Consider the following 16,657-nt stretch of genomic DNA (forward strand, 5'->3'; position numbering starts at 1 on the left):
GCGCGGATGATGACGTGGGAAGTGACGACTGCATTTGACGGGACCCTTACGGAAACGGAATTGCACAAGCGATTTGACGAAGAGTTTCAGGATGTTCTTGGTGAAGAATGTCGCGTATTCTTTTGGCCGCTCGTTTCATTCAATGCATCTGATGGACGAAAACATCGCTATCTCGTGGCTATGGCGGATGAATCGTTGGAAACGTACCGTAAAAAGTTTGATTGCTGCTTGCCAAGACAAATTGCGTTGTATGCCATCGCTGATAAAGTATTGCGAGGTAAATTGGAGGGAAATGCGGAAAATGGAAATTTGTTGTTCGTCGCGCTTTGGAAACATCGCCTGTACATCCTCGTTTTTATGGAAGGCCGTTTGTGTCATTGGTCGGAAGAATACGGTTACGGTGAATCGCTTGATGGTGCTTGCCGGGAACGTGTTGCGCGCTTTAAGGAATTCTTGAAAGCTGATGAACTGTTTGCGAAAATGAATGGTGTGGGGGAGTTTGATGAGGACTCACCGAATATGGATGGATACTTTCTGTCGGCTGCGCATGATCCGTTCTGGAGTTGCAAAGATTTAGACGAATGTGATTCGATGAAACCTTGCGAACGTCGTCGCTGGATGGTGGGTGCTGCCGCGTTGCTTGTTTTGTGTGCGGGAGTTTGGGCGATGTGTGGCGGTTCTTTGAATTTGTTATGTGCAAAATTATTTGATAACGGACAGCGTGATTCATTTGCTGATGTGGCGCCTGTTGAATTGATGCCGCCTGCCACCCGTGATTTGGAAATGCTTGCTTGGGCGGATGGGCACAGGGATTTGTTCCCTGCCAAATGGAATCTAGGACGGGAGGGCTTTGTTGCTGATGTCGCATTTGAAAATCGGCGAATTTTGCGCGGAACTTGTGATTCGTCGGAATTCAGTTTGCTTGGAATTGTGGGTGGGCGAGTGGCGCTTGTGAAAACTCTTGCGGGTGAAACGAAAACGCTTTCGGTTGGTGATTCGCTTTCTCGATACCGCGTGAAACAAATTGGAATGAGCGATGTCGTGATGCGCTGTGGGCGCAAGGAGGTTCGTTATGCGGTCAAAATGCGGTAACGTTCTTCCGCTTGTGTTGGGACTGCTGCTTGTGCTTTCGTTTCTTATGACATCAATGCTTCGCATGCCGGGTGCGCTTCGCCGAAACGTATCGCTTGTCGCTAAAGAAACTCAAGAAATGTACCTAGCGGAATCTGCGGTGCTGGCGAAGCTGAATGGCTTTCCTGAGGGCTATTTTGCGGAACTCCCGGCGGTTGAATCACGGATTCTTGGACCGTGGACAGAATGGCGTGTTCGTGATAAATTCCAGTTCATGTTGGGGCATGAATACGGGCGGTTCTCGACTTCGGAATGGGCGCGTTGTGCCGTAGTGCTGGAACAGAATTTGCATGAACGCATTTTGCATTCGGAGGGCTTGAAAAACTTGTCGGGAAATCGTCGCTTTTTTAAACTCGATTCTTCTGATGGGCTATCTACAGAACGCACGATGGCGATAAATGTGAGCGCTGGCGATTTGACGTTAGATCTCGGCGAATCCCGCGCTTTTGAAAATTCGCGAAGTTCGCGAAAGTCAATTCGTTCTTTTATGGCAAATGTCGAGGGCGATGTCAAGATTCGCGGGAACATCCACTTTGATACGCTGCGGATTTATGCAACGGGTTCTGTGAACATTCAAGGAAATGTGGTCGCTCATTTTGCGGAAATCTTTGGACTTGCGGAAGTGGCGGTCTCGGGGAATGTATCGCTTGCGGGTACACTTCTTTCAAAACAGTTTATCGAAATTTCAGACCGTGCACAAATGAATTTCCCGAGCTTGGCACTTGCGGTTGGCTACCGCGAGAACCGCTTGTCGCTCCTTGAAAAGTCCGTGTTTGAAGGCTTGGCGATGGCGCCGTCCGGAATTGTTGAGCGAGATTCTTCGGCAAAGCTTCTCGATTCAACGCAGACGCTCCTGCCGTTTTGCATGGACACTCGCAAGGTCGTGTTTTCCCGGAGGCGCTTGTGACGTGCACTTGTCATACTGAACGAAGTGAAGTATCCAGGGCATCTTGTGTTGCTCTTGCTGCAAACTCTAGACTAGGCTTTACTTTGCCCGAAGTTTGCGTGGCTCTCTCGATTTTTCTCGTTGGAACAGCCGCACTCCTTGGCTGTTGGAACTTTTTTATTCGCGAAGTCGCGGATGAACGGATGCGCTTGGAGGAGTTCTACGATGTGCTAGAAACAATGGAATCGTTGGTGGCGAATCGTCCGGATTGCGCGGACTCTCTGACCGGCGCTCTTTCGCGAGATTCCGCACACTTGTTGAAACTTGCGCGTTCCCAAGAGTCGTCGTCAGTTTCTGTTCACTTGACTCGCGTTCCTGGCAGTCCGCATTTGGCGTGGGCTGTTGTTGCGAGTGAACATTATTCTCTCAGACGCTTGGTGCGTTGTCGATGAGGTTCGGAGGCTTTCTTATTTGCAAATGAATCTAGCTGAGCCTAAAACTTCTCGACAAGGCTTTACGCTCTTGGAATTGCTTATCGCCATGACGGTTGCCGCTATCCTTACGACCGTCTCGTTAAATGTCTATTCGACGTTCCATCACGGCGTAGTCGAGACAAACTTGCTTTACGAACAGTTCGTCTCGGAAAAAGTCAAAGAACTCCGTTGCCGCACCCGCTTCGTTCGCGGCCTCCCGCTTTGCGATGCCCCCTCGGGCGAATCTTGGGCTTTCCGAGCATCCCGCAAGTCTTGCGCATCCCGCGAAACAATTCGATTGCGTTTCTAGATATAACTGGATGCCTCGTTCTTCGAACTCGGCATGACGAAGGGTGGCGCGACTCTTGCTATGCATATTCAGCAAGACGACGAGAGAGGCGCGACTTCTCGCCTCGCATTTGCGGCTTTCCCCGCGATTCTCGAAAAACACTAATAAATGACCAATGACCAATAACCAACAACTAAAACAAAAAAGCCCCGCGCTTGCGGGGCCTCTTGAATCACTTTAACATCTAGTTTTGCTGTCTGCGACTTCCGTCGCATCTTGCGTAAACTAAAGCTTAGTTTGTTGCCTGTTCTTCGACGCATTCAGAGCACTTGATGGCCTTGCGAACTTCGAAGATGTTGCTGATGTAATGCATAAAGCTAAGCACGCTCACCGAGAGGAATCCGATTGCATAAAGGGCAAGGAACGGTCCGATGATGTACTTGCTGGCGTTGATGTATTCGAGCAAACCGAAAATGCAGTAGACGCCGACGAGGAGTTCGATAAGTGCCATCCACGGGAACTTTTGTGCGTAATGGCTCTTGGCCTTCTTCTTGGCGCCACCGTTCTTCGGAGTACGAACGAAGCTGCCCTTTGTGCCGAGAACTGCGGCAAACACTGCGCGGGAGTTGCTGACTGCGATGCCAACGCCGAGGGCCATTAAGATGGGGAGCGAAAGCAGGCGAATCTTCCAACCGGTGTAGCCGGAGCAACGCTGGGCGACAAAGTAAAGAACAGAAGGCGCGATTGCGGCGAGGAAGATGAATGCGAAACCAACCGTGTATGCCCAAGTGGGGAGGTGTCCGACCGGTTCAAAGAACGCGAGCAACGGCCAAGCGCAGAGTGCGGTGAACAACATGCAGGGGTGGATCGAATAGTGCGTTGTGTGAAGTATTGCGCCAATCTTCACGCGGAGCGGAACCTTGGAGCGCAAAACCTTCGGCAAAATCTTGATAGCGGTCTGGATGGAACCCTTTGCCCAACGGAACTGCTGAGCCTTGAAAGCGTTGATGTCGTTCGGGAGTTCAGCCGGAACAATCACGTCGAACACAAACTTCATCTTCCAACCAGCAAGCTGGGAACGGTAAGAAAGGTCCATGTCTTCGGTCAGCGTATCGCCTTCCCAGCCGCCACCGCCGTAGATAGCGTCCTTGCGCCAGACACCGGCGGTACCGTTGAAGTTCATGAAGAGCTTGCCCCAGCTACGTGCGGACTGTTCCACCACGAAGTGGCCGTCAATACCGATAGACTGGGCGAGCGTAAGACCGGATTCGGTGCGGTTCAAGTGACCCCAGCGACCCTGAACAAGGCCGACCTGCGGATCCATGACCAAGTACGGGACGGTCTTCAGGAGGAAGTCTTTTTCAGGAACGAAGTCGGCGTCGAAGATGGCGAGGAATTCACCCTTTGCGACTGCCATGCCTTCCTTGAGAGCGCCAGCCTTGAAGTCCTTGCGGTTCGTGCGGTGGATGAGCTTGATGTCGTAACCGCGGGCGGCGAGTTCAGCAACTTTTTTCTTAGTGACTTCGTAGCATTCGTCCGTGGAGTCGTCGAGGACCTGGATTTCGTGCTTGTCCTTGGGATAGTCAATGGCGCAGACGGCTTCGAGGAGTCGTTCAACGCAGTTGGCTTCGTTAAAAACCGGGAGTTGGGTTGTGACCTGCGGGAGGTCTGCGATGGAATGTTCGCGGTAGTACTTCAAGATCGCTTTGCGGTCTGAAAGTCGCGTCTTGCGGCTGTTCTTGAGGAACAGGTAGATGCTGTAGTAGCAACTGAACCCGTAAATCACCAATCCCACGCCTGCGATAACGTAGACGACGAACATTGCGTATAGTAGTATAGTACTCATTCTACTGTAACCTTTGCATTTATTGAATGCTTGGGGCCAAATATAGAAACGCTATGTGACCTTTGCTACATTTTTCAGGAATTTTGGCCCATTTTTTGCTTTGGAAAGTGTATTTTTACATAGGTATGATTAGACTTTTTTACAATGGCGAAATATGCAAAAAATGGCAGATGAACGCAATAAAAATTTAACATCTCCAATCGCTCGCTGGATTGAAGCGAACCGTGAAGCCCCAGGTTTTACAGAATCTTTACGTAAATTGTTGATGTATGCGTGTGTAGAATGGATCCGCCGTGGAACTTCTGCACTTTTGACCCCTGAAGAAGCTCTATCTAAAATAGTATGTTGCTGTCTTTCTGAATTTCCTGTGGGGGAATGGGCTGAAAATCCCGAAAAATACACCGATGAAATCGCCGATTTCTGCGAAAAAGCGAAAATTTTGCCGTTGCCGGCCGCCCTTCAGGGCGAAATTCCCTCCCTTTTGGACCTCCGTGGCGTAAAATGCCCCCTCAATTCAGTCCGCTCGCGAATCGTCATGTCGGGTTATCCGGCGGGTCGAACACTCAAAATCTGGCTCGATGAAGGTTCCCCGATAGAAAATGTGCCCGGATCGCTCATTGCCGATGGTCATAAAGTGCTTTCGCGTGAAAAAAAAGGCGATTATTGGGAAATCTCTGTGGTCAAATCGGATTCTAAAGTATAGATTGTTGATGTGGAAAACAGAGTATTAGTTATAGGCGATGAATTATTCGGGCCCAAGGGCGAAGCGGCGAACCGTTTTGTGGAAGCCGTGCTGTGCCGGGAACCCAGCCGACCTATACAGTTTTCCGTAAATGTGCCAATTGCGGTCTCGTTATCACAAATCAAGGCGCGTCTTTCTTCCGATGTCATTGGCAAAAATGCCGGCCGCATAATTATGGGGCTTGGGCTTCGTGAACTGAACCACGGCGGTACCGATGGCGCCTCGATAGCCTCGCTTTATGAAACGCTTATAAATGAACTCGTGAACAAGACGCAGTCCCGACTCTTTTTGCTCACGATTCCCCCGGAAATGTTTCCGATTGCGGTGAGCGAAGTGGAATACCTAAATACGATGATTCGTGAAGTCTGCGATACGAATGCTCCCCGCGTGGTACTCCTCGATTTTGCGAGGTTTGCCGAGACTTTCAAGGAAAAGCAGATGGAACGCGGCAAGTTCGGACGCTCCCTCTTTATGGAAGATGGCGAAGCGACATCGCTTTGCAGCATGCTTTTAGCGCTGTATTTGCAGGACAAACTTGTAGAAGATTTAAAGGAGATGTAATTATGGGTCTTTTTGACAATCGTTTTGCTAGTAAGAATGCGGCCATGAGCCGTGCGTTCTCCATTGATTCTGAAAAGGATAAGCAGAAACGCAACACTGCGCGTGAGCCTGCCGCCCCCAAGATGGGCATCTGCGACAAGTGCCACAAGGAGGCGCTTTTGCGCACTTACCGCTCCCGTGAAATGTCCATGTCCGACGGGGCCGCAAGTTTTGGGACGGTGGTCAAGCACCTTTGCGAAGATTGTGCACCCAAGTCCAAGCGCTTTGAAGATGCAAGCGTCCCGCCGATGGACAAAAAGCAAGTCAAGAACCTTATGCGCTCCGCAAAGAAGGGACTGCTGTAAAATATATTTTATAAAAAAATCTTACCCCCCTTAACGAAATTGGGGTAAATTCCTAAATTTGGGTCTCGATTTACAATATGGAGACCTTAAATGTCTGATATTCGCGCCAAGGAATCCGTCAAACAATATTTGGCTGGTATCGTCTCGACAATCACCCCGGAAATCGTCCGCTCTGTAAAGCGCGGCTACACTCGCAAGGATTTCACTAGCGACTTGATGTCGGGCTTGATCGTTGGCATTTTGGCTCTCCCCTTGGCGATTGCGTTTGCTATCGCTTCTGGCGTGGGTCCGGAACAGGGGCTTTACACGGCCATTATCGCGGGCTTCATCATTTCGCTGTTGGGTGGTTCCCGCTTCCAGATTGGCGGCCCGACGGGCGCATTCATCGTGATTGTCTACGGCATTGTGAGCCAGTACGGTTACGATGGCCTTGCTTCGGCAACGCTCTTGGCCGGTATCTTCCTCGTCATTTTTGGTCTTGCTAAGTTCGGTGCGATTATCAAGTTCATCCCGTATCCGGTGACGGTCGGTTTTACGGCGGGTATCGCTATTATTATTGCGCTTGGTCAGGTGCCGAACTTCTTCGGACTTACGTTTGCGGGCGCTGACCCGGCTGACGCTGTTGGCAAAATCAAACTTTATGTTTCTTCTTTCGGTTCCATGAACGTCTATTCCGTGATTGTGGGCGTTGTCGCTCTCGCGGTCTGCATTTTGTGGCCGAAGATTACTACGAAGGTTCCGGGTTCCCTCATTGCGATTATCGTTGCAACGGTGATGGTGAAGGTCCTTGGCTGGGATGATCCGGTGAACGGTCACGGTGTAGTGACGATTGGTATGAAGAACCACATCCCGAGCGGATTCCCGGTGCCGCACCTCCCGAACATCAGCCTCGAAATGATGCAAAAGGTGTTCCAGCCGGCACTTACGATTGCCATGCTCGGCGCTATCGAATCGCTCCTTTCTGCAGTGGTGGCTGACGGTATGACGAGTACCAAGCACCGCTCCAACACGGAACTTTTCGGTCAGGGTGTCGCTAACATCTTGAGCCCGATTTTTGGCGGTATCCCGGCTACGGGTGCTATCGCCCGTACCGCAACGAACATCCGTAACGGTGCCGTGAGCCCGATTTCTGGCCTTGTTCACGCAGTCGTTCTTTTGCTCATTATGCTCGTGCTCGGTAAGTATGCCGAAATGATCCCGATGGCAGCCCTTGCCGCTGTGCTTTTCCAGGTGGCGTTCAACATGTGCGGTTACCGCAGCGTGATCAAGATGTTCAAGGCTCCCAAGAGCGATGTGACGGTGATGCTTGTCGCGTTCTTCCTCACGGTGATTATCGACCTTACGGTCGCTATCGAAGTGGGCGTCCTCCTTGCTGCAGTGCTTTTCATCAAGCGCATGAGCGATGTCGCCGAAGTCGAAGCCGTTTCTTCTGCCTTGAAGGATGACGATGACGAAGCAGCCCGCAATTCTCTCGGCCGCCAGGTGCCGAAGGGTGTGCTTGTGTATGAACTTGCCGGTTCGCTCTTCTTTGGTGCGGTGGACAAGTTCAAGGAAACGATGAACCGCATTTCCGAAAAGCCGAAGATCTTGATTTTGCGCATGCGTAGCGTCTCTAGCATCGACGCCGCCGGTATCAATATGATTGAAGACTTGCTCAAGCGTTGCAAGAGCGAAGGTACGCAGCTTCTCTTGAGTGGTGTGCATGCCCAGCCGGTGGTGGCTTTGACCCGTGCCGGAGTGCTTGCCCAGCTTGGCGAAGAGAACGCTCTCGGTAACATTGATGCGGCCCTCAACCGCGCCCGCGAACTTCTTGGCCTCCCGATTGTGGATGCCTCCCAGGAAGAACAGAAGGCTCCGACCGTGTCTTGGGAAAAGAGCCTCGACAAGCCGTGGATGCCGGAAGAATCGAACGCCGCCGTGGCAGAAGAAACTCCGGAAGTCATTGCCGAACGCATGATGGATGAACCCATCAAGAAGATTGAAGAACGTAAGTAATAATTTCGTACGAAGTATATAAACTTCGTGCGGGTTTATTGGGTGAATTTTATCAAATTTTCTGATTTTTCGTAAATAAATTTTTAAAAAAGCCTTTTGATTTTTGAAAAAAAAAGTTAAATTAAGTTTCGTAGGAGCTTATTCTACAATTTACGAGATGAGAATGGGATACTGGGAAGAAAATCGTTACTCTGATGAAGACCCAAAGCGGACTGCTTTTGAGGAATTCGTCGTAAATTTTGTGGTTGCCTTTAGCGGCTCCGCTCTACTGTTCCTTGTGAACATCATGTAAAACCTTAAATTTCCTGCTTTCGCGGGATTTTTTTATTTAAACCCGTCCGACATTATTCCGACTTGGAACTTTCCTGTTTGGACTTTGCTATAGAAAATATTTTTAGCGCACCCCTGAATTATCGGGTACATTTATAGAGTCGGTGGTAGCCCACTGACAACTTTGGAAGAAGGGGAAGCGTTAGGGTGTTTGGTTTGGGATGCTTGGATTGATTGGTGTGTGTGGACATTGCGTGTGAGTTCTGTCGCAGTAGAGACTGCGATTCGGGAATGAAAGATGATGAGAGGCCTCACCGCAATGTAAAAAATCCGCCGGAGATTTCTCCGACGGATTTTTTTCTATATGAATGTCGCTACGGTTGTCATGCCCGACTTGAACTCTTTGATCACTTAGTGCTTTAGCACTTATGTGAGCATGATCCGCGTATGGGGAGTGCATTTCCTTCTTGTTAATGCTTGAAAATGGCGATGTGCTTGTTCTTGGCGGGGCGACCGAGCAAATCGAAGTCCTTTGATTTTGCCGGATTCATTTTCGGATGGCGTTTGCCAGATATAATGGCTGTGGAGTATTTTTCACTGGGGACGAAGAATATGGTGAACGTGCTTTGGTAACCTCCGAGAATCTTTTCGGTGGCGGTAAGCGTGTCGCCCCTCATTTCGTATTCGTAGGTGGCGTAAACTTTGTTTTGGGGGTAATCGTCGTATTCGTAACACTTGCTTTCGTTTGCTGAGTCACGAACGATATAGGCCTTTATTCCTGATTCGGTTGTGTATAAAGTATCGTTTCGGATGTAAACTCTGTGTTCGTAGGAATCAATATTCCCGCTTTCATAAAGATAAGATACGGTGTAGTAGACGGAGTCCTTAGTTTCGTAAATCAAGTATTCAATAACTGGTGGATTGCCCTTGCCTTCTTGGCGGACTCTTTTGAAATCGCCCTCTTGTGTAATGGTGGTCTTGACTCCATAGGCTTCAAGAGTTAACTCTTCTGGACTTAGGACTTTGATTTCCCAATTGTCGGAGCCGTGTTCTTTGGTGTAAGTCTTGGCACTGTCAACATGAGTGCCTGTGTAGTAATACTTGTTGTTGTCGAACTCTGTGCTATGGCTAGTGTCCGCATAATGGAGGTAAATGCTGTCTACAAAAAAATTCTTGTAAATCGCTGTTGTAGGCTCACTAGAATTTGGATATTCTTTGGCGAAAATGTCAAAGGTGGAACGGAGGCAATCGATAGCGAATGCGTTCAATGCTCCCAAAGTAATGATAAGGATAAGTTTTTTCATATAGAAGAATATACAAAATCTTATCTGCTAAAACAAAAGAAGGCGACCGAAGCCGCCTTTTTATCTTTTTGTCATTCCACTTCGTGGCCTGACTTGTTCGCCTCGGATATAGAAACATGCAAGCATGTTTCTGCATCGTTCGGCTCCTTTGTCATTCCCGCCTCCGAGCGGGAATCACCATCTCGTATAAAAGAGGAGATGCCCGATCAAGTCGGGCATGACACGTTTGACCTCGTCATCCTGAGCAACGCGAAGACAACCTCAAAAGGCGAGAGTCGCAGCCATACTCGTATGGATATGACCGAGCCGAAGAGGTTGGGGCTTGTCCCCATCCAGTGATATCTTGAATAGCGTTCTTAGAGCGAACTCATCAGTCGCTTTTTGGCGGGACTGTCTGGGAGCGGCAGGAATGTCTCTTGTGCGAACGAACGCATGAGCATTTCCTGGGCGGCCTTTTTCGGGATGCCGCGGCTCACGAGGTAGAACATCTGTTCTGCATCGAGTTCGCCGACAGTGTTGCCGTGGGTGCATTCCACGTCGTCGTGATAAATCTTGAGGACCGGCTTCACGGAGACGCTAGCATCTTCGCTCAAGAGGATCGTGTTCACGAGCTGGCTCGAATTGACGCCTGTGCAGTCGTAACCGACGATGACGCTTCCGTCGTAGCTCACGTGTGCTGAACCAGAAAGCAGGTTGCGGGCAAGCTGGGTGCTTGTGGTGCGCGGGGCTTCGTGGTAAATTGTGAGGCGGCTGTGCTGCGAGGCTTCGCCATCGAGAACGTGGAGGCTTCTGTAATCGAAGTTCGCGCCTTCACCTTTGAGGTGGCATTCGACGCTCACGCGGCCGATGGCGGTGTCGCGGCAGATGCTAGAGAATCGGACGGTGGAGCTTGCGGCTTGGTTGATGTTGAAATGCCTAAAGCGGAGCGGCAAATCGCAGGCCGGGTTTGCAAAGAAGATTTCCACGTCGGCATCTTCGCCAACGTTGATGTCGAAGCGCTCGGCGGCAACGTCGTGCGAGACCTTGTTGTCGAGAATTTCGAGGCTCACCTTGGCGCCTTTGCCGATGTCAAGGACGGTGTGCCCAAAGTCGTTGTTGCACTTGAGCATGGCCATTTCGGCTGCGCCGGCCACGATTTCGCGAATCATGGGGCGGGCCTGGTTTGCAATCGGGAGGAGGGCTGCGAAGTCGGTTTCTTGGTTGGCCGGGGTTGCTGCCGGGGAAGTCATTGGGGCTGCCGCAAAATTCGTGCCCATGAATTCCGGTGTCGGGATTTTGGCGACCGGGAAGAACGACCAAAGTTCGTTATTGCGGCGAGGCATGCCGAGTTCGCGGAGGCGTGCTATCGCCTGTTCCGCGGTGGGCAAGTTCTGTATAAATTCAGCGTTCATTATGCGTCCTCGCAGTTACTTGGCTTCTTCGATCCAGTCGTAGCCTTGATCTTCGAGCTTGAGGGCAAGTTCCGGGCCACCGCTCAAGATGATTTTGCCGTGACGGAGCACGTGAACGTAAGTGGGCTTGATGTAGTCCAAGAGGCGCTGGTAATGCGTTACAAGAATCACTGCCTTTTCGGGCGACATGATGTGATTGATGCCGTTTGCCACGATGCGGAGGGCGTCAATGTCGAGGCCGGAGTCCGTTTCGTCGAGGAAGCTCACCTTCGGGTCGAGAACGGCCATCTGGAGGATTTCGTTGCGCTTCTTTTCGCCACCGCTCATGCCGTCGTTCACGCCGCGTTCACGATAGCGGTCGTCCATTTCGAGCAAGTCCATCTTTTCTTCGCAGAGCTTCTTGAAGTCTTCGTCGCTCATTTCGGGCTGGCCGAGGTAGGCGCGCTTGCTGTTGAGTGCCATCTTCAAGAATTCGACATTGTTTACGCCCGGAATTTCGGTCGGGTACTGCGTGCTGATGAAAAGGCCGGAATTAGCGCGTTCGTTGATTTCCATTTCGAGCAAGTTCTTGCCGTCAAGTTCTACGGTACCGCCATCAACATGGTAAGCGGGGTGACCTGCAATCACTTTGGAGAGTGTGCTTTTGCCGGAACCGTTCGGGCCCATGATGGCGTGGACTTCTCCCGGCTTGACCTCGAGATTGATCCCTTTCAGGATTTGGGTGCCGTCTTCGATACTTGCTTTAAGGTTCTTGATGGATAACATATTTCCTCTTTAATTTTAAAATCTTGTTGGGCTTAGCCGAAATCGTCCATGGCTCCAAAGTCATCGTCGGGAACGTAGGGCTCGTCATCAGGGACGTAAGGCTCTTCGTTCGGATCGTACGGAGCTTCTTCGGGTGGTTCGCTTGATGCGTACTGCTCGTCGCCATCGAATGGAGGCGGGGCTTCCATCTCCGGGGGCATTTCGGATTGCTGGAATGCGGACTGCACTGCGGGCGCATCATTAAATTGTGCGCCGGGTGCTGCGTACTGCGGCGAACTTGGTTGTGCCGGGGTTGGTGCTGCGAATTGCGTGGGAGCCTGCGGCGAGAACTGTGCATTGTTGAACTGCGCGGCGTTCCCTCCGTTCATCGCAAGCTCGTTAATTTCTGTGTAAAGCTCGATGAGCGGTGTTTTGCTCTGGATAATCTGCTCGGCGAAAACATCCGGCGTGATAGCCGAAATTTTGCGCTTCTTGGAAATCGTCTGGATGCCCTGCGTGAACTTGTTCAACTGCATACGGAGACGCATGCCCGCTTCGGAATCGAGCGGAATGAGCTTTTTGTAGCGGTCGCACAGATTGAGCGTGAGTACGGCAAGCGTGTCGTAAAATTCCAGAATCTCGTTCGGCGTTTTCCACGTCTCGTCGGGGAGCTGTTCCAAGAAAAGCTGCAACTGCGGCGAAAGCGATTCGTACAATGTTCTCGGCGAGAACGCGCCCGTTTCTGCATATTGCGCGAGAATCGACTGGATAAATTCATCAATCAGCGGAGAATCAAAAATTTGGATTCCGCTGGCGGCAAAGTCCATGTCGAAATATTCTGCGGCGCGGTCGAGAAGGGTGGGGTTGCGATAAAGAAGGTTTGCAAAGCGCACTTCAATCGGCGACAAAAGTTCCCACGGAACGCTTACTTGCGGTGCTGCGGGCTGCTCGGCTGCTGCCGGCGCTTTTTCGCGTTTCGGGTGTGTAACCTTGATGCCTGCGAGCGAACGCGTTGTGCTGTAACGCTCTGAAACAAGCTTCAAATACTGATTGCGAAGTTCCGGATTCTCGATGCTCTTGATAAGCGTCTTTGCTTGCGTGATGAATGCGGCTCGGTCTTCGGGACTGTTGTTCGGCATGGTGCGCCCGAGATAGCTGAGCCAGTCTTCGGCGGTGCGGAGCGCTCTTCTGAAAGCGTCCGGACCTTGCTCGTTTACAAAGTTGTCCGGGTCAATCTTGGTGCCGTCCGGTCGCGAGAGTGCAAAAACTTTTGGCGAAAGGCCTTTGGGGAGCACGATTTCGAGACTGCGGCGCGTGGCATTTTGCCCGGCGGCGTCTCCGTCAAATACAAGGTAAGCGGTCTTTGCGTAGCGGGCGAGGATGCTTGCGTGATTCTCGGTGAGCGCCGTACCCGAGGCGGCCACGACGTTCTGTACGCCGCTTTGGTAAAGGCTGATGAGGTCAAAATATCCTTCGACGATAATGACCGCATTTTCCTTCATGATGGCGTTTCGGCTATGGTTTAACCCGAAGAGAATATCGCGTTTGCTGTAAAGCGCCGTCTCCGGGCTGTTCATGTACTTGGCAAGCTTTATTCCGTTGTGCGATGCGGGGTCGCTCAAGTCTCGACCGCCAAAGGCGACAACGACTCCCGAGAGATTCTGGATGGCTATCATCAAGCGATCGCGGAACTTGTCTGCGATACCGCCGTTTTCTTTTTCAACGGCAAGTCCAGCCTTGACGCAATCGCGTGGCGAAAAACCGTTGCGTGCGGCGTAGCCGATTAACCCTTCGCGCCCCGTTGGAGCATAACCGATGTGGAATTGCTTGCGCGTCTCAGGCGAGACATGACGCTTGTTCAAATACTCCAAAGCCTTTGGGCTTAACGTGAGCTGTTGCTCGAACCATTCGCAGGCGAGCTCGTTCAGCTTGCGAACCATCGTGCGTTCTTCGAGAACTTCGGTATTGACATTGTTGCCGATGTTCGGGAGCGCAAAACCTACGAAGTTGGCGACCCATTCTACAGCGCCCTTGAAGTCCAATTTTTCGTGTTCTTGGATGAACTTGAAAACATCGCCACCCGCACCGCATGCAAAGCACTTGTAAATGCCCAGCGTGGAATTTACCGACATGGATGGAGAGTGGTCATCGTGGAATGGGCACACGCCGACGTATTTGTTGACCCCGCTTTTTTTGAGCGGCAAGAACTGCTGAATGACCAGCGCGATATCCGCCTGGTTCTTGAGTTCTTGGATGATTTCGTCGGAGTAGAACGGCATGGCCCAAAGATAGAAATTTTATAGGGATGAGGTCGGGCTTTGCCCTTCGAGGTCGCTTCGCTTTGAGGTTTGAGGATTGTAGGATGGATGCGTCATTCTGAGAGGCGAATAGCCTCGAAGAATCCAGTGAAGTTCTTTCAGTCATGGCCGACGCTTTTTGCGTTGTCATCCTGAGCGAAGTCGGTGGATCTATAGCATTTCCCTATTACTACAAATTTTATTTCGTGTTTAAAATTTTCTATTTTATCTATATAAAAGGAGTGAAGAATGAGAAAAATGCAATTTGCTGCGTGTCATGAGCGAAAAACGGTAGGTTCGAAGTCGAAGGATCTTTTATGGATTTTAGCGTTTGCTCTTACTATGGCCCTTGTCGCTTGTGGCGACGATAAAGGTTCATCTCCCGAAGGGTTGCCTGATGAAGTTGCCAATATGGACGAACTTGAAGAATTCAAGTGCGATGATTCCGTTATTGGCGAGATTGTCTATGTGAAAAGCAAGAGCAAGAATTACGAATGCGATGGTGATGAGTGGTCCGTTTCGCAAAAGCAGTCAAAATCAAGTTCTTCAAAGAAATCGTCTTCTTCTACGAAATCGAGTAGCAGTTCCGCAAAATCATCATCGAGTTCAGGACAATCCATTGCGTTTAAAGCACCTTGCAATGTAAAAACTGATGAAAATTGCTTTGAAGATAGTCGAGATGGTCAAACATATAGAATTACAAAAATTGCCGGTCAAATTTGGATGGCCGAGAATTTGAATTATAAGGTAGAAGGTAGCTATTGTTATAACGATTCTGTTGAATATTGTAAAAAATATGGTCGCCTTTATACAAGAGCTGCTGCAATGGATAGTGCAGGCGTATGGAGCCCCAATGGCAAGGGATGTGGCTATGGAAATACCTGTGTTGCTGTGTATCCGGTGCGAGGTATTTGTCCTGAGGGATGGCATTTGCCCAAATATAAAGAATTCCGCATTTTATTAGATTCTGCTATCTGGCCTGCTGCTCTTCATCTTAAATCAACTAGTGGTTGGAATGATTATAAAGGCCAAAGTGGAAATGGTTCAGACGATTTTGGCTTTTCTGCACTTCCTGCTGGTATGCGTATAGATGAAACATATAGTTCTGTGGGTATATATGCAGATTTTTGGAGCTCATCTGGTCGTGATCGCTGGTATGCGTATACTTTGAGTATGCTTTATTTTGATAGTACTGCTTCATTGAATTATCATGATAATGAAAAAATTGCGCTTTCGGTTCGTTGTATTAATGATAAAAGTGATTCTGTAAACTTTGTCCCACCGTGTAGGACGGATGATAAGGACGATTGTGTGTATGGCTCGTTGACGGATGATCGTGACGGACAAACTTATAAAACCGTTAAAATTGGTGATCAGTGGTGGATGGCTGTAAATTTGAACTATGAAACAGAACGGAGTTATTGGATAAGTAATAGTGGTTCTTTTTCTAATCAAAAAATAAGTGAACTTAAAGATATAGATACCTCCAAATATAAGTACCCTGTAACAAAGTTTGGAAGATATTACTTATGGTCTGAGGCAATGGATAGTGCTGGCGTATGGAGCTCCAATGGCAAGGGATGTGGGTATGGTGATACTTGCGTTCCTTTGTATCCAGTGCGAGGAATTTGTCCTGATGGATGGCATTTGCCTACAATAACGGAGTATGAGATATTATTTGTTAATGTAAATATTGGAGGCGATGGCGAAACAGGTTTTGCGCTTAAGTCTTCTTATGGTTGGAGTGATGATGGAGGTGGCATTGATGCCTATGGGTTTACTGCTCTTCCTGTTGGTTGTGCGAGTCGTTTTGGAGATTTTGGCTCTAGTGCATATTTTTGGAGTTCTACAGATTCTAGTAGAGATAATGCTGGTTATATAGAAATGGAACACCATGTTGGCAATGCTGTTCCGCAATTTACACATAAAGGTAAAGGATTTCCAATTCGTTGCGTAAAAGACTAGAATAAAGAAAAAACGGTCCGCTGATGCGGACCGTTTTGCATATTCAAAATTTTTACAAAAAAAATTAGTCCAATAGCCTCGCTAATGCGTGTTAATATAAAGGGTAGAGACGTTCTTTACCTGCGGTCTCAGCGTAACTGAGAGTTGAATGATGGATAACGAAATGACAAATCAGATTATTGTTAATAACGGAACCCGTCCGGTGAATTTTGGCGCTTGTGAAATGATTGGCGAGGCAAAGACTTTCGAAGAATACAAGGGCGCAGGCGTTTTCGCGGATCTTCTTCTTGACAGGACTTTCAAGAAGGCTTTCAATCCCGACACGCAAAATAAGGTTTGCCTGATTGCGCTTTTGAACGCCGTACTTGAAGGCGAAATAGCGTCACCGATTGTCGATGTGCAGTCCCGTAACAAGGAAT

At 49.6% G+C, this 16,657-nt stretch carries 15 protein-coding genes and 1 pseudogene; 11 read left to right on the forward strand and 5 right to left on the reverse strand.

The annotated features are described in order from the left end of the window. Positions 1-6: 6 nt before the first annotated feature. Genes B7990_RS09855 through B7990_RS09865 form a run of 4 tightly spaced genes read left to right on the forward strand, consistent with a single transcriptional unit; the run spans position 7 to position 2,800 of the window. A complete protein-coding gene (locus tag B7990_RS09855) occupies positions 7-1,092 on the forward strand; it encodes a hypothetical protein (RefSeq protein ID WP_254917459.1) in 1,086 nt (361 codons plus the stop codon). Then, positions 1,073-2,038, forward strand: a complete 966-nt coding sequence (locus tag B7990_RS09860; protein WP_088640798.1) for a polymer-forming cytoskeletal protein — start codon at positions 1,073-1,075, stop codon at positions 2,036-2,038. Before B7990_RS09855 ends, B7990_RS09860 begins: the two co-directional genes overlap by 20 nt. Next, on the forward strand, positions 2,035-2,469 hold the full coding sequence (locus tag B7990_RS14845; RefSeq protein ID WP_176407271.1) for a type II secretion system protein J: 435 nt from the start codon (positions 2,035-2,037) through the stop codon (positions 2,467-2,469). The genes B7990_RS09860 and B7990_RS14845 overlap by 4 nt, the downstream gene beginning before the upstream one ends. 25 nt (positions 2,470-2,494) lie before the next feature. Then, positions 2,495-2,800: a prepilin-type N-terminal cleavage/methylation domain-containing protein gene (locus B7990_RS09865; RefSeq protein ID WP_088640799.1), complete on the forward strand. Its 306-nt coding sequence runs from the start codon at positions 2,495-2,497 to the stop codon at positions 2,798-2,800. 271 nt (positions 2,801-3,071) lie between these two features. On the opposite strand, the gene B7990_RS09870 is transcribed toward B7990_RS09865, so the two are convergent. Beyond that, positions 3,072-4,625, reverse strand: coding sequence for a glycosyltransferase (locus B7990_RS09870; protein ID WP_088640800.1), 1,554 nt, complete (start codon positions 4,623-4,625; stop codon positions 3,072-3,074). Positions 4,626-4,788: 163 nt separating this feature from the next. Between B7990_RS09870 and B7990_RS09875 the strand changes: the two genes are divergently transcribed. The 5 genes from B7990_RS09875 (at position 4,789) to B7990_RS15110 (ending at position 8,559) form a co-directional block, all read left to right on the forward strand. Further along, on the forward strand, positions 4,789-5,328 hold the full coding sequence (locus tag B7990_RS09875; RefSeq protein ID WP_254917461.1) for a sulfurtransferase TusA family protein: 540 nt from the start codon (positions 4,789-4,791) through the stop codon (positions 5,326-5,328). A gap of 9 nt (positions 5,329-5,337) precedes the next feature. Continuing rightward, positions 5,338-5,928 (forward strand): hypothetical protein, encoded by a 591-nt coding sequence (locus B7990_RS09880; RefSeq protein WP_088640802.1) that lies wholly within the window; start codon positions 5,338-5,340, stop codon positions 5,926-5,928. A gap of 2 nt (positions 5,929-5,930) precedes the next feature. Then, positions 5,931-6,272 carry a hypothetical protein gene (locus B7990_RS09885; protein WP_088640803.1) on the forward strand — a complete coding sequence of 114 codons (342 nt, stop codon included), beginning with the start codon at positions 5,931-5,933 and terminating at the stop codon, positions 6,270-6,272. 90 nt (positions 6,273-6,362) lie between these two features. Next, positions 6,363-8,267 carry a SulP family inorganic anion transporter gene (locus tag B7990_RS09890; protein WP_088640804.1) on the forward strand — a complete coding sequence of 635 codons (1,905 nt, stop codon included), beginning with the start codon at positions 6,363-6,365 and terminating at the stop codon, positions 8,265-8,267. 163 nt (positions 8,268-8,430) lie between these two features. Beyond that, a complete protein-coding gene (locus B7990_RS15110) occupies positions 8,431-8,559 on the forward strand; it encodes a hypothetical protein (RefSeq protein ID WP_254917462.1) in 129 nt (42 codons plus the stop codon). A gap of 448 nt (positions 8,560-9,007) precedes the next feature. Here B7990_RS15110 and B7990_RS09895 read toward each other — a convergent pair whose 3' ends face one another. The 4 genes from B7990_RS09895 to dnaG all read right to left on the reverse strand — a co-directional run bounded on the left by B7990_RS09895 (position 9,008) and on the right by dnaG (position 14,255). Next, positions 9,008-9,841 carry a hypothetical protein gene (locus B7990_RS09895; RefSeq protein ID WP_088640805.1) on the reverse strand — a complete coding sequence of 278 codons (834 nt, stop codon included), beginning with the start codon at positions 9,839-9,841 and terminating at the stop codon, positions 9,008-9,010. Positions 9,842-10,197: 356 nt separating this feature from the next. After that, the gene (locus B7990_RS09900) at positions 10,198-11,232 is read right to left on the reverse strand and encodes a SufD family Fe-S cluster assembly protein (RefSeq protein ID WP_088640806.1); all 1,035 of its coding nucleotides are present in this window, start codon (positions 11,230-11,232) and stop codon (positions 10,198-10,200) included. 15 nt (positions 11,233-11,247) lie between these two features. Then, positions 11,248-11,997 carry a Fe-S cluster assembly ATPase SufC gene (sufC, locus tag B7990_RS09905; protein ID WP_088640807.1) on the reverse strand — a complete coding sequence of 250 codons (750 nt, stop codon included), beginning with the start codon at positions 11,995-11,997 and terminating at the stop codon, positions 11,248-11,250. 32 nt (positions 11,998-12,029) lie between these two features. Then, on the reverse strand, positions 12,030-14,255 hold the full coding sequence (gene dnaG / locus B7990_RS09910; protein WP_088640808.1) for a DNA primase: 2,226 nt from the start codon (positions 14,253-14,255) through the stop codon (positions 12,030-12,032). 267 nt (positions 14,256-14,522) lie between these two features. Here dnaG and B7990_RS09915 point away from each other — a divergent pair, with 267 nt between their 5' ends. Then, positions 14,523-16,238, forward strand: a complete 1,716-nt coding sequence (locus tag B7990_RS09915; RefSeq protein WP_088640809.1) for an FISUMP domain-containing protein — start codon at positions 14,523-14,525, stop codon at positions 16,236-16,238. A gap of 163 nt (positions 16,239-16,401) precedes the next feature. After that, positions 16,402-16,657 (forward strand): annotated as a pseudogene (locus B7990_RS09920) (hypothetical protein); the annotation flags it as partial.

It is taken from the genome of Fibrobacter sp. UWB4, assembly GCF_002210345.1.
Taxonomy (GTDB): domain Bacteria; phylum Fibrobacterota; class Fibrobacteria; order Fibrobacterales; family Fibrobacteraceae; genus Fibrobacter.

Coding starts and splice junctions, on each gene's coding strand:
- dnaG (WP_088640808.1), bottom strand. CDS start 14,255: ATGCCGTTCTACTCCGACGAAATCATCCAAGAACTCAAGAACCAGGCG.
- sufC (WP_088640807.1), bottom strand. CDS start 11,997: ATGTTATCCATCAAGAACCTTAAAGCAAGTATCGAAGACGGCACCCAA.
- B7990_RS09895 (WP_088640805.1), bottom strand. CDS start 9,841: ATGAAAAAACTTATCCTTATCATTACTTTGGGAGCATTGAACGCATTC.
- B7990_RS09885 (WP_088640803.1), top strand. CDS start 5,931: ATGGGTCTTTTTGACAATCGTTTTGCTAGTAAGAATGCGGCCATGAGC.
- B7990_RS09870 (WP_088640800.1), bottom strand. CDS start 4,625: ATGAGTACTATACTACTATACGCAATGTTCGTCGTCTACGTTATCGCA.
- B7990_RS09900 (WP_088640806.1), bottom strand. CDS start 11,232: ATGAACGCTGAATTTATACAGAACTTGCCCACCGCGGAACAGGCGATA.
- B7990_RS09855 (WP_254917459.1), top strand. CDS start 7: ATGATGACGTGGGAAGTGACGACTGCATTTGACGGGACCCTTACGGAA.
- B7990_RS09865 (WP_088640799.1), top strand. CDS start 2,495: ATGAATCTAGCTGAGCCTAAAACTTCTCGACAAGGCTTTACGCTCTTG.
- B7990_RS09860 (WP_088640798.1), top strand. CDS start 1,073: ATGCGGTCAAAATGCGGTAACGTTCTTCCGCTTGTGTTGGGACTGCTG.
- B7990_RS09890 (WP_088640804.1), top strand. CDS start 6,363: ATGTCTGATATTCGCGCCAAGGAATCCGTCAAACAATATTTGGCTGGT.
- B7990_RS09875 (WP_254917461.1), top strand. CDS start 4,789: ATGGCAGATGAACGCAATAAAAATTTAACATCTCCAATCGCTCGCTGG.
- B7990_RS09915 (WP_088640809.1), top strand. CDS start 14,523: ATGAGAAAAATGCAATTTGCTGCGTGTCATGAGCGAAAAACGGTAGGT.
- B7990_RS15110 (WP_254917462.1), top strand. CDS start 8,431: ATGGGATACTGGGAAGAAAATCGTTACTCTGATGAAGACCCAAAGCGG.